The organism is Fibrobacter sp. UBA4297 (genome assembly GCF_002394865.1).
In the GTDB taxonomy this organism is placed as follows: Bacteria; Fibrobacterota; Fibrobacteria; order Fibrobacterales; family Fibrobacteraceae; genus Fibrobacter.
Genome location: NZ_DGUZ01000002.1, coordinates 138,143 through 160,043 on the forward strand (window position 1 = coordinate 138,143; position 21,901 = coordinate 160,043).

At 46.6% G+C, this 21,901-nt stretch carries 19 protein-coding genes and 1 pseudogene; 7 read left to right on the forward strand and 13 right to left on the reverse strand.

Annotation, left to right across the window (positions count from 1 at the left end):
• The first annotated feature begins 31 nt into the window (after positions 1-31).
• A complete protein-coding gene (locus tag B3A20_RS01535; RefSeq protein WP_290761102.1) occupies positions 32-745 on the forward strand; it encodes a TonB-dependent receptor domain-containing protein in 714 nt (237 codons plus the stop codon).
• Positions 746-795: 50 nt separating this feature from the next.
• On the opposite strand, the gene B3A20_RS01540 is transcribed toward B3A20_RS01535, so the two are convergent.
• Both B3A20_RS01540 and B3A20_RS01545 read right to left on the reverse strand, forming a co-directional pair.
• Positions 796-1,089, reverse strand: coding sequence for a hypothetical protein (locus B3A20_RS01540; RefSeq protein WP_290761104.1), 294 nt, complete (start codon positions 1,087-1,089; stop codon positions 796-798).
• Positions 1,019-1,810, reverse strand: a complete 792-nt coding sequence (locus B3A20_RS01545; RefSeq protein WP_290761106.1) for a hypothetical protein — start codon at positions 1,808-1,810, stop codon at positions 1,019-1,021. Before B3A20_RS01545 ends, B3A20_RS01540 begins: the two co-directional genes overlap by 71 nt.
• A gap of 215 nt (positions 1,811-2,025) precedes the next feature.
• On the opposite strand from B3A20_RS01545, the gene B3A20_RS01550 reads away from it, so the two are divergent.
• Positions 2,026-2,931: a DUF58 domain-containing protein gene (locus B3A20_RS01550; protein ID WP_088641010.1), complete on the forward strand. Its 906-nt coding sequence runs from the start codon at positions 2,026-2,028 to the stop codon at positions 2,929-2,931.
• A 34-nt stretch (positions 2,932-2,965) separates the two neighbouring features.
• On the opposite strand, the gene B3A20_RS01555 is transcribed toward B3A20_RS01550, so the two are convergent.
• Genes B3A20_RS01555 through B3A20_RS01575 form a run of 5 tightly spaced genes read right to left on the reverse strand, consistent with a single transcriptional unit; the run spans position 2,966 to position 7,824 of the window.
• A complete protein-coding gene (locus B3A20_RS01555; protein ID WP_290761110.1) occupies positions 2,966-3,376 on the reverse strand; it encodes a hypothetical protein in 411 nt (136 codons plus the stop codon).
• Positions 3,377-3,392: 16 nt separating this feature from the next.
• Positions 3,393-5,426: a GTP-binding protein gene (locus tag B3A20_RS01560; protein ID WP_290761112.1), complete on the reverse strand. Its 2,034-nt coding sequence runs from the start codon at positions 5,424-5,426 to the stop codon at positions 3,393-3,395.
• Between the two features lie 18 nt (positions 5,427-5,444).
• Complete coding sequence (locus B3A20_RS01565) at positions 5,445-6,554, reverse strand: GTP pyrophosphokinase (RefSeq protein WP_290761115.1); 1,110 nt, start codon at positions 6,552-6,554, stop codon at positions 5,445-5,447.
• Complete coding sequence (locus B3A20_RS01570; protein ID WP_073424775.1) at positions 6,554-7,123, reverse strand: HD domain-containing protein; 570 nt, start codon at positions 7,121-7,123, stop codon at positions 6,554-6,556. Before B3A20_RS01570 ends, B3A20_RS01565 begins: the two co-directional genes overlap by 1 nt.
• 2 nt (positions 7,124-7,125) lie before the next feature.
• Positions 7,126-7,824 (reverse strand): SIMPL domain-containing protein, encoded by a 699-nt coding sequence (locus B3A20_RS01575; RefSeq protein WP_290761118.1) that lies wholly within the window; start codon positions 7,822-7,824, stop codon positions 7,126-7,128.
• A gap of 218 nt (positions 7,825-8,042) precedes the next feature.
• Here B3A20_RS01575 and pgi point away from each other — a divergent pair, with 218 nt between their 5' ends.
• The 4 genes from pgi (at position 8,043) to B3A20_RS01595 (ending at position 13,186) form a co-directional block, all read left to right on the forward strand.
• Entirely contained in the window at positions 8,043-9,707 is a 1,665-nt protein-coding gene (gene pgi, locus B3A20_RS01580; protein WP_290761120.1) for a glucose-6-phosphate isomerase, read from the forward strand.
• A gap of 340 nt (positions 9,708-10,047) precedes the next feature.
• Positions 10,048-10,449: a putative toxin-antitoxin system toxin component, PIN family gene (locus B3A20_RS01585; protein ID WP_290761122.1), complete on the forward strand. Its 402-nt coding sequence runs from the start codon at positions 10,048-10,050 to the stop codon at positions 10,447-10,449.
• 197 nt (positions 10,450-10,646) lie between these two features.
• Positions 10,647-12,140 (forward strand): hypothetical protein, encoded by a 1,494-nt coding sequence (locus B3A20_RS01590; RefSeq protein ID WP_290761124.1) that lies wholly within the window; start codon positions 10,647-10,649, stop codon positions 12,138-12,140.
• A 29-nt stretch (positions 12,141-12,169) separates the two neighbouring features.
• Positions 12,170-13,186 (forward strand): hypothetical protein, encoded by a 1,017-nt coding sequence (locus tag B3A20_RS01595; protein ID WP_290761126.1) that lies wholly within the window; start codon positions 12,170-12,172, stop codon positions 13,184-13,186.
• A gap of 274 nt (positions 13,187-13,460) precedes the next feature.
• Here B3A20_RS01595 and B3A20_RS01600 read toward each other — a convergent pair whose 3' ends face one another.
• The gene (locus B3A20_RS01600; protein WP_290761128.1) at positions 13,461-15,401 is read right to left on the reverse strand and encodes a bifunctional diguanylate cyclase/phosphodiesterase; all 1,941 of its coding nucleotides are present in this window, start codon (positions 15,399-15,401) and stop codon (positions 13,461-13,463) included.
• A 108-nt stretch (positions 15,402-15,509) separates the two neighbouring features.
• Entirely contained in the window at positions 15,510-15,779 is a 270-nt protein-coding gene (locus B3A20_RS01605) for a hypothetical protein (protein ID WP_290761130.1), read from the reverse strand.
• Between the two features lie 113 nt (positions 15,780-15,892).
• Here B3A20_RS01605 and B3A20_RS01610 point away from each other — a divergent pair, with 113 nt between their 5' ends.
• Positions 15,893-18,283: a histidine phosphatase family protein gene (locus B3A20_RS01610; RefSeq protein ID WP_290761132.1), complete on the forward strand. Its 2,391-nt coding sequence runs from the start codon at positions 15,893-15,895 to the stop codon at positions 18,281-18,283.
• A gap of 477 nt (positions 18,284-18,760) precedes the next feature.
• Here the strand turns inward: B3A20_RS01610 and B3A20_RS01615 are convergent, their stop codons facing one another.
• From B3A20_RS01615 to B3A20_RS01630, 4 genes and pseudogenes are all read right to left on the reverse strand, one after another.
• A complete protein-coding gene (locus tag B3A20_RS01615) occupies positions 18,761-19,744 on the reverse strand; it encodes an AAA family ATPase (RefSeq protein ID WP_290761134.1) in 984 nt (327 codons plus the stop codon).
• Between the two features lie 237 nt (positions 19,745-19,981).
• Positions 19,982-20,737, reverse strand: coding sequence for a hypothetical protein (locus B3A20_RS01620; protein ID WP_290761136.1), 756 nt, complete (start codon positions 20,735-20,737; stop codon positions 19,982-19,984).
• A complete protein-coding gene (locus B3A20_RS01625) occupies positions 20,731-21,486 on the reverse strand; it encodes a hypothetical protein (protein WP_290761137.1) in 756 nt (251 codons plus the stop codon). Before B3A20_RS01625 ends, B3A20_RS01620 begins: the two co-directional genes overlap by 7 nt.
• Positions 21,487-21,505: 19 nt before the next feature.
• Positions 21,506-21,901, reverse strand: a pseudogene (locus tag B3A20_RS01630) (hypothetical protein); the annotation flags it as partial.

The window sequence follows — 21,901 nt, forward strand, 5'->3', positions numbered from 1 at the left end:
CATCGCTATTTTCTATCGCTAGTTTAAGCGGATGGGATGGTTTGGAAATTACCTTGTCCGCGCCACGCGCGCCCCGACCATCGAAGAACTCTACAACCAAGGTCCGCATCTTGCCGCACACACCTACGAACACGGGAACCACAAACTCAATGCCGAAAGCGGTTACGGTGCCGAGCTTGAATTCCGTGATTACGGGGAAATATTCAATTGGCGTGCGTCCGTTCACAGCACATGGTTCTTGAATTACCTCGCTCCACGCGCTACTGGCGACACCAACTGGTCCCAACTTTTGCCAATCTACCAAGTCAGCGGTGACAACGCACTCCTCATGGGAGCAAGCGCTTCCGTAGAAACCATCACAGATTTGGGATTTTACGCCCAAGCGGGAGTAAGTCACGTCTGCGGATTCTATCAAAACGAAAACTGGAGCGACATGCCGCAAATTCCACCATTCAAAATGCACGGCGAAATAGCCTATCTCTGGACTCACGTTCGCACAGGAATCAGCACAGAATTTGCGCTCGCGCAAAACCGCCTAGACCGCTACGAACAACGCACCCCCGGCTACATCACGTTCAGTGCCCTTCTAGAATTCCATTGGGCGCTTACGCTCGCTAATTACAGCATCATCCTCCGTGGCGATAACTTGTTCAATGCCGATGTTCGCAACCATCTTTCGCGCCTCAAATCCGTCATGCCCGATAAAGGCAGAAACATAAGTTTCCTCGCCAAAGCGGAGTTCTAAAAAAGGGTCTCCGCCCCATTTTTTATCATATAAATTTTTTCTGAATATTACTATCCATCATAATCACCATTATCCCCTATAGGGCCATAATAAATATGTGCTGATGATTTTAGGGTAATATTTCTTTTTATAGCACTTCTTTTTATTTGAATATCACACTCAGATCGTGCTTCATATTCTATTCCTTTTATTTTGAAATAGATACGCTTTCGGCTAAATCCTTCTTTACCAAAACATATCGTAGCATTTGAAAACGTTAGTGATGATGATATGTTATTTTTTTGATGGTTCTTTTTTTGTATTTTTTCTTTTAACTGCTTTCGCGTTATTTTTTTTGTCATCATAAATAAAATCAGGCTCCCATTTGTTTAAAGCATTTTCACTGTTCATTCTGCATTCATTTATTAAAACAATCGGTTGAGCAGAAATTTTTTTTTCATTTTCACAATTTATTTCTTTTTTTTGTAAATTGGAAAAATTGTGGCATTCAAAATAAACAACATCACACAAGCAAATTAATGCAATTACAGATGATGCAAATATACCATTTTTTAAGCAACATACGGATTTTTGTTTTTCTTTATTGTTTTTTAAATACATATTACTAAAACGTATATTGGCAGCAATTTTTTCCACAATAAGGCCATCTTTTATTTCATCCTTTGTCTTACTAGGACTATTTTTTTCTTCACTTTCTATGTATTCAAGATGATTTCCTAGAGAATCCTTATACCTATAATTCATAGTAAGGCTTGAACTCAGCACATATACGGAATAAGCTACAGCAATAGCCAAAAGAGCAACGAAAATCAAAAAAAAGACATCATTATCTAAAATGAATTTTTGGGGAATTCTCATTGCAAACACATACAAAGCAACAGATAAACTAATTATATGAGGAATAAATCCAGTAAGTTCACCATTTAACTGAATTCTATAATTGTATTGACTTTGGAAATCAGCATTAGACACTTTTTCAAGAGAATCTTCATCTTGATATCCTTTTTTAATGCATTTCCTTACAGCATCTTTAATTTGTTCTATATTTTCAGTATCATTTAGCATATACAAAATTCCTATTTTCTGTATTCAGTAATATAGTTATTATTTTACAATAGATAAAGTATATGCTTTGATTACAATTAAAAACATTCATCTTTTAAAGTATTTTTCTTCAATATTAATATCACATAACAAAAAGAGCATATAGATTGCACCTTTTGCATGGTCTCTTCTGCACAATATTTGTATATTCTTTAGCGTAAAAAAGAAGAATTACGATGGCCGATAAAGAATTGCTTGATAAAGAAGTTTTAAAGACCGTAAGCCGCATTGAACTTTCTGTGCGCGGCACGCTCGACACCGTGATGACCGGAGCCTACCATAGCTCTTTCAAAGGGAACGGCATGGAATTCAGCGAAGTCCGCGAATACATGCCCGGCGATGACGTGCGTACGATTGACTGGAACGTGACGGCACGAACCGGCACGCCTTACGTCAAAAAATTCATCGAAGAACGCGAAATGACCATGCTCCTCATGGTCGACGCTTCCAGCAGCTCCGAATTCGGTTCCGGCAAGCAAATGAAAGGCGAAGTCATGGCAACGCTCACGGCTCTCCTCGCATTCGCCGCCATCAAGAACAACGACAAAGTCGGTCTCCTCATTTACACTGACCAAGTCGAACTTTTCATCCCGCCTGAGAAAGGCCGCAAGCACGTGCTTCGCCTCATCCGCGAAATTCTCTACTTCAAACCGCAGCACCACGGCACCAACACGCAGGTCGCCCTCGAATACGCCGGCAAGATTCTGAACCGCAAAGCCGTGGTCGTCGTAATGAGCGACTTCCTGGACGAAGGTTTCGAAAACGCATTCAAGATTCTCCGCAAGCGCCACGACGTTCTCGCCGTGTCCGTCGTCGATCCGCGCGAAATGGAACTTCCGCCCGCAGGTCTCGTAGAACTCGAAGACCCCGAAACCGGCGAAACGCTTTTGATCGATACCGGCGATGCCGCCTTCCGCGAAGCATTCGCCCGCGAAGCCAAACGTCAAGGCAAAGCAACCAAGGAACTCTTCCAGCGCATGTCGATTGACTTTGTCCGCATCGAGACACACGATGACTTCAAGGAAACGGTCGCCCCGCTCATCGAACACTTTAGGCGTAGGGCGAAAGCCGCCCGACTCTAAAGCAAAGCGCCCTCCATTCGAGGGCGTTTTTACATTATTTAGCAGACAAGTTCTCTTTGAAGCCGTACAAGAAATACTTCCCTTCGGCTTTTCTCAGCACCAAGGATTTTCCCGCTTTAAGAATCGTGTACGGCGAACCGACAAAGGAACGGTAATCCATTTCGCCATCCAAGCGGATATCGTCCAGCGACGAATACTCCTTTTCAAATACGTAATGCCCATAACTCCGGCCGGAACTTAATGTGGGATAGACAAAAAGATCGGTTCCGCCAAGAAAATACACATCGTCATTTTCTTCGTCCACCAACTCGGCGTATTCACGCACACCAAAAAACTTCTTGATATCATTCTTGACATCTTGATCGTTCTTGGAATTTCCTGCAAACACCATGGAGCACACTAGAATAAAGACGAGCGCCAGCACTCTCATTTTTTCAATCAACATTTTTTCCTTTGTCGTATCAAACCGTCGCCGGTCTATACCCGAGCAATTTCATGCTGTAAAGCGCAGTGCCCTTGCTGATGCTGCGAACGCCTGTAGCATATCCGAAAATTTTTCGAAGCGGCACGTCAGCTTTTAAAAAGTGCGTTTTGCCATCGCCTTCGATTTCCTTCACCTTGCCTTCACGCGCCTGGATATCGCCCGTCACAAGCCCTGCAAAATTCACCGGGCATTCAAGCGAAAGTTCCATCACAGGTTCATACAACTGCACATCCGCAGGTTTCACAAGTTTTGCCACCGCATCAGCACAGCACTTCTTGATCATCGGCGGGAGCGCCCCTTCCGTCCAATCAAAGCGATGGACTTCAAAACGCACGCCCACAAGCGGGCCCTTGCCGAGCACGCCGACTTCAGTCGATTCCAAAAGCGCCGAGCGCACGCCTGCCAAAATTTCAAGCGGAGCCTTTTCCATAAATTCAGCAGACAGGCGAATGTCATGCGCATCACCTTCTAGCGGAGATGCCGAAATACTAATGGACATTTTATGCGGACCAATCTGGAATGTGTTTTCGGCAGGCCCGACTGCACGGCACAAGCGTTCTTGCCAACGCACTTCGGGGCTACCGGCACGCACTTCGCAACCAAATTCACGCTTGAGGCGGGCAAGCAAAACATCGAGCTGCACTTCGCCCACGGTATGCAAATACCAGAATCCACCATCATCCTTTTGCACGCGGAAACTCGGATCCATTCGTGCAAGTACCGAGAGGCAGCGTTCCACGTGGGCATAATCATCCGTACGTACGCACTCCACACGAGTCTGCAACAACGGCAAATAATTTTCGCTGATCGACGGCGCTGCATTCCCATTCGGCGCGGCACTTCCAACAGCGTTAGAGATTGCTTTGCCTTCAGCTCGCAATGACGTTCCCGCCGCATCTCGTCCCGCGCTCTCGCCGCACATTCCACAACCGTCTAAATAAATCACCTGCCCAAGTTCCGTCTCAAACGGCGAGACCATCGCATAAATATCGCCCGAACGGATTTCATCAACCGGCAAAAGCATATTCGCTTTGAGCCGTGAAAATTCAAAACCCGCCGGCCAATCGCGACGCAACAAATCCACATGACTGCGGAACAGCGAAATTTCGCCCACGCCACGGAAATGTCTCAAGCGCACAACTTGCCCAAGCTCATTTTCTCCAAACGTCGGGACTTCCGGCAAAAAGAACGAAAGCGCCGTCACAAGGCTGCGAATGCCAAAGCCTTCCAGTGCAGAACCCGCATAGCAAATCACGTACTCATCGCTAGCCGCAAGAGCTTTGAGCCCACGCAAAAGCATCTTCGGCGGCACCGGTTTATTGTCAAGCGCAAGTGACAAAATCTCATCGTCAAAATTGCTTGCAAATTCCACAGCCTCGTCGTAATACTTTTTTAAAAGCGCACGCTCTTCCGCCGCACCCGCATCCGATTCCCAACCGTCATCGAGAACTTCCGCACCCGATTCCGAATGCACCAAGCGGCTCTGGCTCAGCACATCGAGCATCGCGCACATCTTGCCATTTTTAAACTGTGGCACAGACATGAGCACCGGGCGCACGCCAAGCGTTTCTTCAATGTTGATGAGCGTTTCATCAAGCGAATAATCGGGATTATCAAGCTTGTTTACAAATAAAATTGTACGCACGCGGGACTCGCGCAACTTGCGAAACGATGCAAGCGTCTGCGTCTCAACGCCACTTGCGGCACTCACCACAAGCACAGCGCCTTCCACAGCCGTAAGTGCCATATCGACTTCGGCACCAAAGTCGACATGCCCCGGCGTATCGATAAAATTGAACCATGTATTTTTCCATTCGAAATGCGCCACGCCACTTTCAATCGTGATGCCGCGTTCCTTTTCTTCGGGCATGTAGTCCATCGTGGCTAAGCCATCTTCCACGCGCCCCGGGCGGTGAATCTCGCCCGCCGCGAAAAGGATTCTCTCAGAAAGTGTCGTCTTGCCCGCATCAACGTGGGCCAAAATGGCAATATTTCGAATCGGCTGTTTCATAAGCCCAAAGATACATTTTTACCGATTCATGAACGAGAGTTTCAGCGCATTCTTGTAGAGTCGATTTGCCCAAGCTTCGTGGCTTGCAGATTCGCCATAAAGGTCATCCAGAACCGTCCGGATTCCCGCCACACCGCCACCTTTTTTCAAGATGTACACCACAAGCAGGCTAATCACACCCAGCGACGAATTGATAATGTCCAAGTCCGTATTTGCAAGCTGAAACGCTGCCAAATGGTACGCATCATCGGAATCCTCCTTGATGAGTTTATCTACATCTGCAAGCGTTTCAAAGCGTAAGAACTTCAGCGCCTTCAAAAAAGGCATCATCGACGACTCGTGAATTTCCGCCTGGTTGATTGCGGCAATGCGCTGGTTCAACTTATCAAACGGTCGCAATTTCAGGTAATTCGTAAACGAGTCGCCGTTCAGCGCCACCTCATCAAAGCGCCCTGAATGTACAAGTGACTGCACATGAAATCTGTAATTATTGATTTCCGTTCGAATTTTGCAGAACTGTTCATCGACAAGTTCAAGCATGCCCGCAAGGCGATTCAAATTGCGCAAGTATTCATGCGGAATTTCAAAGCCCGACTTGTAACCCGTATCGTGGTCCAGCGTTGCCCACACATGTTGCAAAGCCGTACGCATCTGGATTTCAAAACGAATTTCATTAAGTTCAGGGCACTCCGGATCTTCGAACAATGCTTTCGGAATGGTACATATAAAATGCAACGAGTTATAGCCAAAGCTATCGAGCTCGTGCATTTTGCGCTTGTCAACGCTATTCTTCCAGTCGATTTTGAACAAGCTTTCAACAAGTGCAGCAATTTTATCCACATCGTCATTGTAGAACGCAATCACGCGAGCGCCCAAAATGTCCGTCAAATCAGTCAGAGATTTGTACTTGCCATTTTTACGTTCAAGCTTTTCGGCAAGGCTCGCTTCGGCCTTGATTCGCGCTTCAACGGCAGTCACATAAATGTTATTCTCTGCCACTTTTTTCTTGAGCAAATCGCAGACAAAATCCCTCATTTTTTCAAAAACAGGGAGCTTATCGCGATAATTTTCAAGAATCATCGTTTCAGCAGGATTCAACCCATATTTTTCAACAGAGTCTTCGCTCATTACTTTCTACCGCCAAATATCTTTTCAATCAAATCCGTAAATTCTGCATACGCGAAAGTTCCTTCAAGTTCTTTCAACGACGCCGCCAATCCGCGATAATGCCATTCATGTTCCTTTATATCGGTCACGTGGAAAATTTTCCAGAGTTCATCGCCTTTTTGGACAAAATCACGGTAAATAATTCTTGCATTGCTGAGCTTATCGCCAAGCGCCACAATCTTTGCATCGCGACTGGCTCGTGCCAAGCGGTCAATCGCCGCCTGCTTGCGGGAATGCCAAGAATCCGATTCACTCACGCCTTCCATGAACACATCCGATTCTTCTTCCACAAGTTTCGCCACGCGCGGCCCAAACTCACGGCTGATATCATCCAACGTAACGGACGTATCTTCAACGGTATCGTGCAAAGCCGCAGCCGCCATCAATTCCTGGTCATCTGTCATGGTCGCTACAATTTCCACAGCCTCCATCGGGTGGACAATATACGGGAAGCCTTTCCCACGGCGACCCGTACCGGCATGCGCCTTGACCGCAAAAACAATTGCCTTGTCAAGAACAGAAGTATCCACTTTTAGTCCTCCAAGAAATACTGGACATTGGTCACTACGCGCACGTTCTTGATAAACGGCGTATTCTCATCGCGGTCGCTAATGGAGAACTGGCCCTGCGTAGCCGTCTTGATTTTACCGAGCTTGCTTTCGGAATCCGTTGCAAACTTTTCAGCAGCGGCACGAGCATTTTTATTCGCTTCGTCGATCATCGCGGGCTTGATTTCGTTCAGGCCATTGAAGCTGTAAATTTTGCGGTAGCGGTAATCATCGCCAGCAAAAGCAATACCTTGTTTTAAAAGGTCGCCTTGCTTGCCCATAATTTCACGGACGCGGTCTACATTCTTCGATGCAACCGTCGTCACCACTGTTGCAATGTAGCGGAACGGGCGGCGGTTATCGCCATAGCGTTCGCCTTGGGCATCTTCAATTTCCGGAGCAGACCAACTAATTTCAGCAGTATCCACACCATTGTCGCGCAAGAACTTCGCAAGCGTTGCGTTTTTCGCCTGCACGGCATCGTGAATCAACGAAAGGTCATTCCCGACTTCTTTGTACACAATAGGCCAAATCACAAAATCCGCCTTAACCTCACGCTCAGAGAGTCCACGGACCGATACCACGCGGTCCCTATCCTTTGTATGAATCATGGCACAATAGAGAAACGCACCAAGGCCGAGAATGGCAACCGCCAACAACAATGCTTCTTTTACTCTAGACATATTTTTCTCCTTTGCCGTAAAATACCCACGGCTATAAGTTTAATATACAATCTTGAGTAGTTACTAGTTATTGGTCAATGGTCATTAGTCGTTGGTTTTTACCCAAGACAACAACATGATTATACATCTAATGACCAAGAACTAATGACTAAAGACCACATTCTAATTTCTATATTTTCCCCCGTAACAAAAACCCGCGTGTGCGGAAAGGATAATCTATGTCTAAACTGACTGATTCTAAGGAATGGAAGGCCCTCGAGGCCCATGCCGAAGTCGCCAAGACTTGGCAGATGAAGGAACTCTTCGCGAAGGACCCGACTCGCGCCGACAAGTTCAGCGCCGAAGCCTGCGGACTCTTCCTCGACTACTCCAAGAACATCATCACCGACGAAACCATGGCAAAGCTCCAGGACCTCCTGAAGTCCGCTAATTTCGAAGACATGCGCGCCAAGTACTTTGCTGGCGAAAAGATTAACACCACCGAAAAGCGCGCCGTGCTCCACACCGCACTCCGCTACAAGGGCAACGATCCGATTTGCGTCGATGGCAAGGATGTCATGCCCGAAGTCCGCGCCGTACTCAAGCACATGGAAGAATTCACCAAGCTCGTGCGTACCGGCAAGTGGAAGGGCCACACCGGCAAGTCCATCAAGTACGTGGTGAACATCGGTATCGGCGGTTCCGACCTCGGTCCGGTGATGGTGACCGAAGCCTTGAAGCCGTATGCCGACAAGCCGGCTGCTGGCGAATACTCTCCGGAAGTCTACTTCGTTTCTAACATCGACGGCACCCACATGGCCGAAACCCTCAAGAAGGTGAACATCGAAGAAACGCTCTTCATCGTTGCTTCCAAGACGTTCACGACTCTTGAAACCATGACGAACGCCGAAACCGCAAAGGCTGCCGTCCTCAAGGCATTTGGCGGCGACAAGTCCGCTATCGCAAAGCACTTCGTCGCTCTCTCCACCAACACCGAAGCCGTTACCGAATTCGGTATCGACCCGGCAAACATGTTCGAATTCTGGAACTGGGTTGGCGGCCGCTATTCTCTGTGGTCTGCAATCGGTCTCTCCATCGCTCTCCGCATCGGCTTCGAAAACTACATGAAGCTCCACCAGGGCGCCTACGAAATGGATCAGCATTTCAAGACCGCTCCGGTCGACAAGAACCTCCCGGTCATCCTCGCCCTCATCGGCGTTTGGTACAACAACTTCTTTGGCGCTTCTAGCTACGCCATGCTCCCGTACGACCAGTACCTCCACCGCCTCGCCGCCTACTTCCAGCAGGCCGACATGGAATCCAACGGCAAGACCGTTGACCGTGACAGCAAGCGCGTGAACTACCAGACGGGTCCGATCCTCTGGGGCGAACCGGGTACGAACGGCCAGCACGCCTTCTACCAGCTCATCCACCAGGGCACCAAGATGATTCCGTGCGACTTCATCGCCCCGGCCAACAGCCACAACAAGATTGGCGATCACCACCAGAAGCTGCTCTCCAACTTCTTCGCTCAGCCGGAAGCTTTGATGAACGGCAAGACTCTCGCCCAGGCTCAGGAAGAACTCCGCGCCGCCGGCAAGTCCGAAGAAGAAATCGCATTCCTCGCCCCGCACAAGGTGTTCGAAGGCAACAAGCCGACGAACTCCATCATGATGGACTACGTGAGCCCGGAACGCCTTGGCGCTCTCATCGCCATGTACGAACACAAGATCTTCACGCAGGGCGTTATCTGGAACATCAACAGCTACGACCAGTGGGGTGTTGAACTCGGCAAGCAGCTCGCGAAGAAGATCCTCCCGGAACTTGCAAAGGCCGACGCCGAACTCCACCACGACAGTTCCACTAACGGACTGATCAAGTGGTATAAGGCCCACCAGGCTTAATCAAGACCTTTATAGAAAAGCCGCAGCACTCCGCTGCGGCTTTTTTTTTGCAATCCGAAGCAGAATCCCACAAGCTTGCATTTTCATCTTAGAAATTATATATTATCCATAGAACTCAACAACAAAGGTGTAATATGCTAACAGAGCAAGTAACAAAAGGAATTTATCTGGACGTTCCCGAAAAGGATTGGGCTCTGTTCAATGAACTTATCCGAAAATTCGGATGGCGCACAAGAACCAAAGAGCAAGTCCTTGAACGCTTTATTGCCACACGTCCTAAAAAGCCTCTTCTTAGCGAAGAAGACATAATGGCCGAAGTAAACGCAGTTCGATACGCCAAATGAAAATAATCTTAGACTGCAACATTTGGATTTCATTCCTTATTGGTCACCAGATTTCTTTCGTGCGTCAGTTACTAAATGACGCACGTTTTCAAGTATATGCCTGCGAACGACTACTAGAAGAAATTCAAGATGTTTGCAGTCGTGAAAAAATCAAAAAATACATTCGAACCGAAGACGTAGCCGATTTACTTAACATCATATACGACTACTGCCAATTCGCAATTATTGGAGAAAACACACAATCTCCAATACGAGATCCCAAAGACCTTTACCTGCTAACACTAGCAGAAACAATCGATGCAATCTATATAGTCTCAGGAGATAAGGATCTCCTGGATTTAAAACAGCACAAGCAAACACGAATCATCAAGCTTGCAGACTTTCGACAGATGCTTTAATTCAGCACGTCATTAGACAATTCCGTATTGCAATCTTCCACAATCAATTTGAGAAAACCTGAAGTTTAATTCAGGACGTTGTAACGTATTTAGCAAAATAAAATTAAAGATATTTTCAAAAATAACATCTTTTATAAAGATTTTTTTGCAAAACAATAGTTAAATTATAGCCTATAAGTAAGGAGCATTTTCATAATATGTCAAACGACGCTTTCACCAATGCAGCCGCTAATAGGGTTCTACACGAACTAGTATCCCGTTATGGCGAAGCAGCTTCACTCGATTTATCGGCTTATGACGGAATGTCAGGACTTAACGGCCAAAGCAAGAGAAGCTTAAAAAGCATAGCTGAAAGCAGACTCGGAAAAACAGCAGACGAAGCTCGTCGTAATTTGCAACAGCAAGCCGGATTTTCAGCTGAAGTCACAGAAACAACCAAAATCAACAAGCAACGGATTATCAATGGAGAAAAAGTCCGCAATTTTCGTATGGACGATCTAGGCAAAACCAACGATCAGCTAGTCGATACAGTCGATGCCGTACAAATGTCTGACGGCACATGGAAAGAAGTAGCTGGCACAGGAGCCCAGATGAAATTCATCGGGAAAAACGGAAGTGAAACGTTTGACAAGCTTTGCAGTGCAAAGCACGAAAAATACTACGCAAGCGGAACTCCCGTTAAGATTCCCAAGGACTATTATCCCGATTTTGTCAAAAAAGTGGACACACAAATAAACGCATTAAAGCAAGAAATCAAAACCCTAAATGCACAAAAAGCAAATCCAGACTTAATCGCTTCGAAAAAAGCCCAACTTAAGAAATACGAAACTATTCGAAAGAATACCTTCAGTAGCGAAACTACAAGCAAAGAAGCACTTTTTGCCCGCACCAATCCAAAACTATATACAGCACAATCAATGCTTTCAACGGCACACGATGCCGGTATGGAAGGAGCAAAATCAGGAGCCCTAATAGGTGGCGGGATGGCAATCGTCAGCAATCTAGATGCCATACTCAAAGGGAAATCCATTGACGATGCAATAAAGGACGTTGCGACAAAATCTGCAAAATCAGCGGCTCGTTCTTACGTTGTAGCAAGCGGAGCAACTCTTATCGAAGGCGGTCTCCAGCATTACAAAAGCGACTTACCAAAACTTTTGAAAAATGCCAAAGCACCCACTGAAGTTGCAGGATTCGTCGTAGACGCCGCCTCAGCATTTTACAACTATTACAACGGAAGCATATCCGGTGTAGACTGCATGAAGCAGCTCGCTTCTAGCGCATCACTCGCTCTTTTAAACCTAACTCCAGTTGGTCAAGCAGTATTTATCGCACGTACAGCTTATACACTAGCATCTATTAGTGTATCTGTCATAAGGGACGCCCTAAAAGCCCCCAAAATTGCGAGAGAGCTCCGCATTCAAATTGAAAACGAATGTCGTGAACAAATCCAAGCAATGAGAGCTTTCCGAGAAGAATTCGAACAACGAACGCATACATGGATCAAGGAAACCACCGAAACGTTCAAAACAGCATTAGACACAATGGACAACGCCCTGCAATTAGGCGATATTGATACCTACATCTGCGGAGCAAACAAAATCACACACGCCATGGGATGCAGCACCCAATTCAACAACTGCAAAGAATTTGACAGTCTGATGGAATCAGACGAAGCTTTTGTACTATAGAATAACAAACTAATCAAGGAGAAATAATTATGCCTATACCATTAATCATCGGAGGCCTTGCAGCCGCAGCCGGAATTCTCGGTGTCAAAAAAGCATATGACGCACACGAAACGAATAAATGCGCTGAAAGTATCAATAACCGAGCAGAAAGCGACATAAATGAAGCTAAAAGGGACGTAGAAAGAAAACGTTCCGATTGTCAAAAATCTTTGGAACGTTTAGGCACCGCCAAGCTCAACGTGTTGAATCAAGGAATTTTGCCATTCGTCAGAGCTTTTAGTAAAATCAAAAATATTGAATTACGCGATAGCGCGGGGCTTGATGAACTCGCCAAATTTAATATGACAAAAGAAGAACTCGCCGATATGCAAAAAATGGGGTCTTTAGCAGAAAGTATGGTCAACGGCTCAGCAGGCGGCGTCGCCGCAGGTGCATTAGCCGCCATTGGAGCATATGGAGCCGCAACCACATTCGGTGTCGTTGCAGGAACAGGAACAGCAATCGGAACACTTTCTGGCGTAGCAGCAACCAATGCAACATTAGCATTCTTGGGAGGTGGATCCCTCGCCGCAGGCGGCTTTGGTATGGCAGGGGGCATGGCGGTTCTTGGAGGATTGGTCGCAGGGCCAGCCCTCGCAGTCATGGGTTTTGTAATGAGTTCCAAGGCTGAAGAAAATTTGGAAAAAGCTCGCGCAAATCGCGCTGAAGCAGAAAAAATCGTAGAACAGTGCAAAACAGTCTGTTCCACATGTCTGTGCATCAAAATGAGATGCGATACCATATCTGGAATCCTAAATAGATTAAACAGCCGATTAGCTACAGCAGTTTATACAATTGAAGGATTCATCGTTCGTCATGACGACGGAACAGGCTCCGCCGACTATCGCACATTTAGCGCAGACGAAAAGAAAAAGCTCGCTGCAGCAGGAGCCTTGGCAAAATCCATCAAGAGTATTTTGGACACTCCTGTTTTGACCGAAGACGGAAAACTCACAACAAAGTCTGAAATAATCGCCGAAACCGATTACGATGACGACATGGATTAATGTCGTCAAAGAACTTCAAATGTGACTGTTGCGGTCTATGCTGCCGTTCCCTGAAAAAGGTTCCCGCCCTGGCGAACTTTGACAGGGGTGACGGCATTTGCATTCACTTAAGAGACGACAATCTTTGTTCCATATACGAACATCGTCCCGAAATCTGCAACGTAGACTTAATGTACGAAAAGTACTATTCTTCAATTTACACAAAAGAAGAATACTACAAGCTAAACGAAAAGCAATGTAAAAAAATTAAAAGCTGGTTTTAAACCAGCTTTTTCTATATCGAAACGCCCTTTTCCTTGAGCACTGCCATCACCTCGTCATACGGGAGCGGTTTCGAATAATAATAGCCCTGCACGCGGTCGCATCCAATTTCCTTCAAAAAGTCTAGATGTTCCTTTGTTTCCACGCCTTCCGAAAGCGTTCCAATATGCAATAGCTTGGCCATTTCCACAATGGCGCGGATAATCACCTTGGACTTTTCCGTGAAGTTTCGCAAGAACATCATGTCGATTTTCAAAAAGTCAAAGTCATAGTCTTTCAGCACGTTCAACGACGAGAAGCCCGAGCCAAAGTCATCCATCCAGACTTCAAATCCGTCATTTTGGAAACGCGTCACCTGTTCACGGATATAGCCGTCCTCATCACCGTCCAACACCGATTCCGTAATCTCGATATGGATCATCTCATGCGGCACGTTATATTCTTTAGTCAACCGCGTGAGTTCCTTATAAATGTCACTCAGCTTAAAGTCCAGGCGCGAGAGGTTGAACGAAATCGGAACGCACTTGTGCCCCAAATTCGTTTCCTTACGATACTTTTCGCAAATTTTCTTGAGCATGAACAAGTCTAGTTTCTGGATTAAATGAGCATCTTCGAGAATGCCGACAAATTCAAACGGAGGCAAGAATCCGTGTTCCGGGTCATCCCAACGGGCAAGCGCTTCAAAGCCACAAAGCTTATTTGTATTGATATCAACAACGGGCTGATAATAAACCTTGATATACTCGTTTTTCACAGCATCATCAATATGCGCAATCAAGTACATTTTCAAGCGTTCGCGGGCCCCCATCTCATCTACATAAACCGCAAGATATTCATCGTAAACACCCTTGGTCGTCGCTTCCGCAAGGCGAGCCCTCATAAAGCAACGTTCTACATTTTCATTTTCCACGCGCTGCACATACACGCCTGCCTTGATTTCAAGTACGCCCTGAGTCGAGAAACCTCGAATTTTATCATGCGCCTCTTTTATTTTGGATTCCACCCCGGCAGCATCGCACACCACGCGGAACGTATCGCACGACACGTGCATCACGTAGCGTTCCCCAAACAGAGACTTGAACACGCTCGCCATAAAGCGTAACGCATTATCGCCTTCTTCAAAGCCAAGCCTTTCGTTAAACGCTTTGAAATTTTCCAAATCAAAAACGACAAACGCATAACGTTTTTTGCGATTTCTAAAGAGCAAATCCAGAACATAGTTCGAGAACAAAAGTTCATTCGGCAGTCCCGTCAGTTTGTCATGGTTACGCGCAATTTCAGCCTGCTGCGTCAGTCGCACCGTTCTAAAGATAAGTTTCACGGCAATCGTAAGCGTAAGCCAGAAAAGCCAAGCAACAAATACCAAATAATTCAAAAATTCTGGAGTCACCTCGATCATGCGTACGCACACATACATGGCGAGGTTCACAAGCAAGCTAAATAACGTAACAAATCCCAGGAAACCGAACCGCGTAAAAATTTGCGTATTGCGTACAAACGAAAGTTCATTCCAAAGAAGCCGCCACCAAATGACAATTGCGACCAAGTTCACCAAGGCCGCCCCGATTTGCGTCTTGCCCACGACCATGCCGAGGTAACCGACACCGACAGACGCCGATATCAAGAACAGCGATTGCGACCAATGGACAGAGAGTTTTTTATTGAACACAAAAATTACAAGCGGAATCAGCACGATGCGGCTCAGATAGTCCACGATTACATCGAGCATCAAAGGGACCTTGCCCATCATGCACGAAAGCAAATGCATGAGCCCGTGATAAAGCACATCCGCATAAATCATAAACGGGGTCAGCGAGAAAATTGCGCCCCAAAAAAGCACTCTCTTCAGGTTCTGTTTTTCGTCAAACGCCACCAGCATAGCAAGCAAAAAGCCGCTAACCAACAGCGACGGGAAAAAGAACACATGACTTGCGTAATCCAGAAAATTTATCATTGCTTATACCCTAGTATTATAAATATAATGTATAACCCCATCCCGCGCACGCGAATGGTGAAAAAACGCACATTTTAGGCGCTATACATTGGAATAAGCGCCAGGGATTTACTTCACTTTATCAAAATCAAGCTTGTCATCGACCGGAATCGGTTCATTTAAGTTCCGAACATTGACATCCACCGGTTCGGGCGTTCTAGAATTCGACGGCGGCGCAGGCAATTTTGCCATTTGGGCAGACTGGTCATCGCGACCTTCCTTTCGCAATTGCATTTCATCCGGATTATTTACAACACCGATTACAGCGGGGCAACCCCTCGGATTATCGCACACACAACCTAAAACGAACAAAGAAAAGGCAATCAAAACAAATTTCATACTTTGTAACATACAAAAATAGACAATTAGTCAATACAAAATAAAGTCATAGCACCCGGCAGTGAGTGCATTTTTTTAGATTTGGCGCGAAAAATTTCATTTGGGAGCAATATATGAAATCCAAATTACTCTTAACAACATCAATTTTCACACTATCCATGCTCTCGGGCTGCCTTGACGAGGTCACCGAAGCAAGCGCCCTGGACGTGTCCGAACTCGCCTGCAAAACGGAACCGCTAGATGACAACAGCGGTCTCAAGATTATTTGCGGCGGCGATTCCGTGGGAGTCGTGCAGAACGGCAAAGATGGTAAGGATGGTAAGGATGGTAAGGATGGCGAAGACGGCAAATCCGGCGCCAATGGCAAAAACGGTAAAGATGGTTCGTCCTGTTACGTCACCGAAAACGCAGAAATAAATGGCTACGATGTATTCTGTGGTGACGAAAAGATCGGCTCCATCGTAAACGGCAAGGATGGAGAAAAGGGGGCCGACGGCAAGGACGGTGATAAAGGCGCGGACGGGAAAGACGGCAAGGATGGTGCCGACGGGAAAGACGGCAAGGATGGTGCCGACGGTAAGGACGGTTCGTCCTGCACGATTGCTGAAAACGCAGAAATCAATGGTTACGACGTCATCTGCGGTGACAAGAAGGTCGGTGAGCTCCATAACGGAAAGGACGGCCAAGACGGAAAGAATGGTACCGATGGTAAGGATGGAACGTCCTGCAGCGTTGTAGAAAATAAGGATATTAACGGTTTCGACGTCATCTGCGGTGACAAGAAGGTCGGTGAAATTCTCAATGGTAAGGATGGCCAAGACGGAAAGAATGGTACCGATGGTAAGGACGGTAACGATGGTTCTTCCTGCACGGTCGTAGTAAATGACGACATCAACGGTTACGATGTCATTTGCGGCGACAAAAAGGTCGGCGAACTCCGAAACGGCGCCAAGGGCGAAAACGGGAAAGACGGCAAGGATGGTGCCGACGGGAAAGACGGCTCGTCCTGTTACGTCACCGAAAACGCAGAAATCAACGGTTATGACGTCATCTGCGACAACAAGAAGGTAGGCGAACTCCGAAACGGTGCTAAGGGCGAAAATGGGAAAGACGGTAAGGATGGTGCCGACGGTAAAGACGGTTCGTCCTGCACGATTGCTGAAAATGCAGAAATCAACGGTTACGACGTCATCTGCGACAACAAGAAGGTCGGTGAACTCCGCAACGGTAAGGATGGCCAAGACGGAAAGAATGGTACCGATGGTAAGGACGGTAACGATGGTTCTTCCTGCACCGTCGAAGTAAACGATGACATCAACGGTTACGACGTCATCTGCGACAACAAGAAGGTAGGCGAACTCCGAAACGGCGCTAAGGGCGAAAACGGGAAAGACGGCAAGGATGGTGCCGACGGTAAAGATGGCTCGTCCTGCACGATTGCTGAAAATGCAGAAATCAACGGTTACGATGTCATCTGCGGAGATGAAAAGGTCGGCGAGTTCCGCAACGGTAAGGACGCAGTCCTTCCTTCCTCCAGCAGCATCGCTTCTTCAAGCAGTGCAGCACCTTCTAGCAGCAGCAAGGTTTCCTCTAGCAGTGTCACACCTTCTAGCAGCAGCGTCGTTTCCTCTAGCAGCGAAACCCCGTCTAGCTCCAGCGTAGAACAGCTCAGCGAAAAGTGCAAAACGCTCCGCGCCACAACGGACGTATTCAATTCCCTGTACGACGTTCTTGGCTGCACCCGTTCTGACGAAAAAGTCGTCATCATCCTGCGCCACGCCCAACGCGACATTCACAAATACGGCGATGACGATGGCCTCATCGAAGTCGGTAGACAGCAAGCAAAACAAGTCGGCGAGAAACTCAAAAAACTCAACCTCGACGATTTCTATTATATGTACACCAACGTCAAGCGCACCGCAGAAACCGCACAAATCATCGCCATTAACAAAGGCGAAAACGTTTCGACAGACATCAACGACTGGCACAAACACAACATCGCAAACCTAACCGAAATCAACCAGAACCTGAAAGAATCTTGGTACGTCAAGCCCAACCAAAATGCAAGCAACTGCAAAGGTGGCGCTAGCTGGGGCTGGAGTTCTTACTCCAAAATCGCCTATCAAGAATACGAAGACGACAACAACCGTCAAAACTGCGAAAACGCATTCTACCCCATCGACACAAGAATCGAAGCATTCATCGAAAACTACTTTACATACGAACAAATGCACAAGTACACTTTAGCCATTTCGCACGACCAATACCTTGTACCGTTCGTCATTACAATCAGCAACAAAAAAATTCACGACGACATCGTCAACTCCAAATACGACCTCCGCTTCCACAAGCATGACCGCGGCATTAACGGGAATCCAGATTTCAACTACTGGATAAACTACCTCGCCGGCGTAGTACTCATCGTCGATTCGGACAACAATGTTATAAAGCTCCCCGTCAAAGCACTAGACGACGGATTCCTGCGCGAATACAAAAATCCATAACAAACAAGCTTCAAAGCCCCCGCCCGGGGGCTTTTTTCGTATATCAAGCATCATGCCAAACGAGAACATAGCAGATCTTGAATCGGCCATCTGCGTAGCCATCTACTTCCTATTGGGAATAGTCCTACTAGGCCTTTGGGGATATATGTACGACAAAGTAGACGCCTCAAAACTCAAGAACATTCCTAAAATTGACCTTTTCCATTATCTCTATGTTCCCATTAAATACCTACAGCAAAACTGGAAATCAGAGAAACACAAAACAATTATTCTCTTTTTATTCTTCTTGATAATATTCGTCGGCGCCATAATTATTGGACATCACGCCCATTAAAAAAGCACCCCCATCGGGGTGCATTTTTAACAAAGTCCGCGACTCTCGCGAATACAGAAAATTACGGCAATTGCGCTTTTCAAGCGCACTGCCCGGCGGCTCAGCCATGTCAGAACGCAAGCGTTCTGCCGCGGCATTCGCCTTTACGGCACTTCAACAGAATCCAAAATCTTCTGCACGACGGTTTCGGCAGAGACCTCTTCCGCTTCGGCTTCGTAGCTCAGAATTACACGGTGGCGGAGTACTTCCATCGCGACAGCCTTCACGTCTTCCGGCGTCACGTAGGCACGGCCCTGGATAAACGCATGAGCCTTCGAAGCCTGGGCAAGGCCGATAGAAGCACGCGGCGAGGCGCCCACTTCCACAAAGCCCACCAAGTCGCTACGCTTGATGCTACCCGGATCACGCGTTGCCAAGACCAAGTTAACGATGTATTCGCGCACGCGTTCGTCCACATAAACCTGCTTCACGAGCTCGCGAGCCTTCAAGATATCTTCCTTCGTCGCAACCGCATTCGGCTGACGCAACCCCGCACCCGAGACAGCATCGAGAATTTTCATTTCGTCGGCCTTGTTCGGGTAGCTCACCTTCACCTTCAAGAGGAAACGGTCCACCTGAGCTTCCGGCAGCGGATACGTACCTTCCTGCTCAATCGGGTTCTGCGTGGCAAGCACCAGGAACGGCTCGTCCAGCTTGAACGTTTCATCGCCAATCGTGATGTGGCGTTCCTGCATGGCTTCGAGCAAAGCGCTCTGTACCTTCGACGGAGCACGGTTAATTTCATCAGCAAGCACGAGGTTCGTAAAGAGCGGGCCCTTGCGCGTTTCGAACTTTGCTTCACGGGCGTTATAAATCGTCGTACCGAGCAAGTCTGCCGGCAGCAAATCAGGAGTAAACTGGATGCGCTTGAAGTCGAGCGAAACAGCATCGGCAAAAGCCTTCACCGCAGTCGTCTTGGCCAAGCCCGGAAGGCCTTCCAAAAGCACGTGGCCATCCGCCAAAATACCCGTCAGAATGCTCTCGACCATTGCCTTCTGACCAATCACCGTATCTTCAACTTCACGCAGCAAGTTCATGCAAAAAGAACTCTGCTGCTTCACCTTTTCCGAAAGTTCCTGAATATCCATTTATTTGTCCTCTAAGTTTTTCATGCTTTAAGATACTAAAATCTTTCAAAAAAAACAAATGACGTGACAAAGTGGTTAGTGATTAGTGGTTGGTGGTTAGGGAGGAGGGGGGGGGAAGGCTCCCCCTGATTGCAGCCTTGCCCTATTGTCATGCCCGCCACCGAGCGGGCACCTCCTTCTAGGGCAAGTCTTCCATCACCCTCACGCCTAAGGGCTCCGCCCTTAAGAACCCGAATTCTACCAGCCTTGAATAGCGATCGAATACGAATATCGATTTCTACTGTTAGCCTTACCATTCTGGTCTATACGTTTATACGTCAAATCCCTTCCATAACGGAATTCAAATATCACTCTATTCTGTTCATACGGGATAAAAGAAATATACCCACCAAATCCAATTTCATCGTAAAATTTAGGTGCAGAATGGTTATAAGCAATGCCGCTGCCATCTGACGCAAGTCCCGCATCACCGTTCCTAGACAAGTGCTGGGTTAATCCAATCCAAAAATTATCATCTAACGGCAACTGCTCAATCAAAGAAATTCCGCCACCCCACTGAAAATACGCATATTCAATTTTTTCAAATTGCCACAGACACAAATTACTCCAACCCATTACGCCAAAGTAATCGGAAACATAACCGGCCTGCACAAAAGGCGTCAACATATTTATTCCAAAACCATACTTGAAGGAGCCGCGACTTTTTTGAAATTCCAAAATATAATCAAAGGGATACTCGTTATCCTTATAAGACCATTCTTCATTTTTTTCTTTTTTCAATGATTTATCTGCTTCAATTTTTTGGCAACCGCCATCCTTCCAATAGCAGTCATTCAAATGTAACGCAACAGAAATATCTTTTACAAATTTGTCTTCACTCTTTTCCATAAACGCCGCAGCAGATGGCGGACGAATAACTGTAACGCTGCACCCCGCCAGCATCACCGCCACAAGCAAAACAACAAAACAAAATCGTCCTACCACATTCACCATCCTTGAAGATCAACCACAATTGAATAACGATTCATATCACCAACCACACCTTTTTTAGAAAAGTCAATCTGTTTATACGTTAAATCTCTCCCATATCTAAACTCAACACCAACTCTTAGCCTTTCCATAAGGGGAAAAGACACATAACCACCTCCTCCTATTTCATCGTAAAAAATAGGCATCGGCATCGGAATTCCAAAAGCAATCGCATCTCCGTATGTATAATCTTCACGACCATTTCTAGACCAATGCTGAGTCAGACCTATACGAACATTTTTGCCAATTGGCAACTGTTCAATAATGGACACACCTCCACCCCACTGAAAATACTTGTGCTCCACCTTTTCCAATTGCCACACCCAAAGATTACTCCAACCCATTACGCCGAAATAGTCTGATACAAAACCAGCCTGTACGTAAGGCGTGATAAAATCTAAGCCCAATCCGTATTTAAAATAGCCAACAATTCGCTGTAATGATACAGAAAATTCAATAGGCCACTCAGCCGCACTATAAGACCAATCTTCATTTTCAATTCGACCTACTTTTTCTCTAGCAATATAAAACTCGTCTTTTTTTCCATAAGCAATATCGCCCAAAGTTACAGTAAGAGAAGCATTTCCTATGAAAGAGCTTTTGCTTTTCTCCATAAAAGCCGATGCTGATGGCGGATGAATAATAGCAACGCTACACCCCGCCAGCATCGCCGCCACAAGCAAAACAATCCATAAAATTCTGCGAAATACCATTTTACAAGGCTCCCCGAAGCTACTTGCTGTAATTCCATTCCTTTAAGAAAAAGGCATAGTTCAACTGAAAATAAAAGCGGTTATTCGGTGCCCCGATTTCTCTTCCATAGCGTAACTCTGCCGAAAAGCCTTTATACACAACATAAGCACCGGCACCAAATTCTGGATATATCTCAGGATACAAAGTATTGAAAGTGCAACACCCCGGATCATCGATAACCATATACGAATTGCGGGAAATATGTTCACTTATTCCCACCTTGAAATTTTCAGATACAGGATACTGTTCAACAAGCATCACCCCACCTACATGACGCATTCTCGACGATGCCCCATCACGCCGCTCATCAATTGCAATTCCATACCACCCCTGAACCCCAAAATACTGGGATCGGCCACCCATAATGGTTCTGTA

What these genes read in the sequence shown, in the direction of transcription:
- B3A20_RS01535 (WP_290761102.1), top strand. Translation starts at nt 32, where the DNA reads ATGGGATGGTTTGGAAATTACCTTGTCCGCGCCACGCGCGCCCCGACC.
- B3A20_RS01540 (WP_290761104.1), bottom strand. Translation starts at nt 1,089, where the DNA reads ATGATGACAAAAAAAATAACGCGAAAGCAGTTAAAAGAAAAAATACAA.
- B3A20_RS01545 (WP_290761106.1), bottom strand. Translation starts at nt 1,810, where the DNA reads ATGCTAAATGATACTGAAAATATAGAACAAATTAAAGATGCTGTAAGG.
- B3A20_RS01550 (WP_088641010.1), top strand. Translation starts at nt 2,026, where the DNA reads ATGGCCGATAAAGAATTGCTTGATAAAGAAGTTTTAAAGACCGTAAGC.
- B3A20_RS01555 (WP_290761110.1), bottom strand. Translation starts at nt 3,376, where the DNA reads ATGTTGATTGAAAAAATGAGAGTGCTGGCGCTCGTCTTTATTCTAGTG.
- B3A20_RS01560 (WP_290761112.1), bottom strand. Translation starts at nt 5,426, where the DNA reads ATGAAACAGCCGATTCGAAATATTGCCATTTTGGCCCACGTTGATGCG.
- B3A20_RS01565 (WP_290761115.1), bottom strand. Translation starts at nt 6,554, where the DNA reads ATGAGCGAAGACTCTGTTGAAAAATATGGGTTGAATCCTGCTGAAACG.
- B3A20_RS01575 (WP_290761118.1), bottom strand. Translation starts at nt 7,824, where the DNA reads ATGTCTAGAGTAAAAGAAGCATTGTTGTTGGCGGTTGCCATTCTCGGC.
- pgi (WP_290761120.1), top strand. Translation starts at nt 8,043, where the DNA reads ATGTCTAAACTGACTGATTCTAAGGAATGGAAGGCCCTCGAGGCCCAT.
- B3A20_RS01585 (WP_290761122.1), top strand. Translation starts at nt 10,048, where the DNA reads ATGAAAATAATCTTAGACTGCAACATTTGGATTTCATTCCTTATTGGT.
- B3A20_RS01590 (WP_290761124.1), top strand. Translation starts at nt 10,647, where the DNA reads ATGTCAAACGACGCTTTCACCAATGCAGCCGCTAATAGGGTTCTACAC.
- B3A20_RS01595 (WP_290761126.1), top strand. Translation starts at nt 12,170, where the DNA reads ATGCCTATACCATTAATCATCGGAGGCCTTGCAGCCGCAGCCGGAATT.
- B3A20_RS01600 (WP_290761128.1), bottom strand. Translation starts at nt 15,401, where the DNA reads ATGATAAATTTTCTGGATTACGCAAGTCATGTGTTCTTTTTCCCGTCG.
- B3A20_RS01605 (WP_290761130.1), bottom strand. Translation starts at nt 15,779, where the DNA reads ATGAAATTTGTTTTGATTGCCTTTTCTTTGTTCGTTTTAGGTTGTGTG.
- B3A20_RS01610 (WP_290761132.1), top strand. Translation starts at nt 15,893, where the DNA reads ATGAAATCCAAATTACTCTTAACAACATCAATTTTCACACTATCCATG.
- B3A20_RS01615 (WP_290761134.1), bottom strand. Translation starts at nt 19,744, where the DNA reads ATGGATATTCAGGAACTTTCGGAAAAGGTGAAGCAGCAGAGTTCTTTT.
- B3A20_RS01620 (WP_290761136.1), bottom strand. Translation starts at nt 20,737, where the DNA reads ATGGTGAATGTGGTAGGACGATTTTGTTTTGTTGTTTTGCTTGTGGCG.
- B3A20_RS01625 (WP_290761137.1), bottom strand. Translation starts at nt 21,486, where the DNA reads ATGGTATTTCGCAGAATTTTATGGATTGTTTTGCTTGTGGCGGCGATG.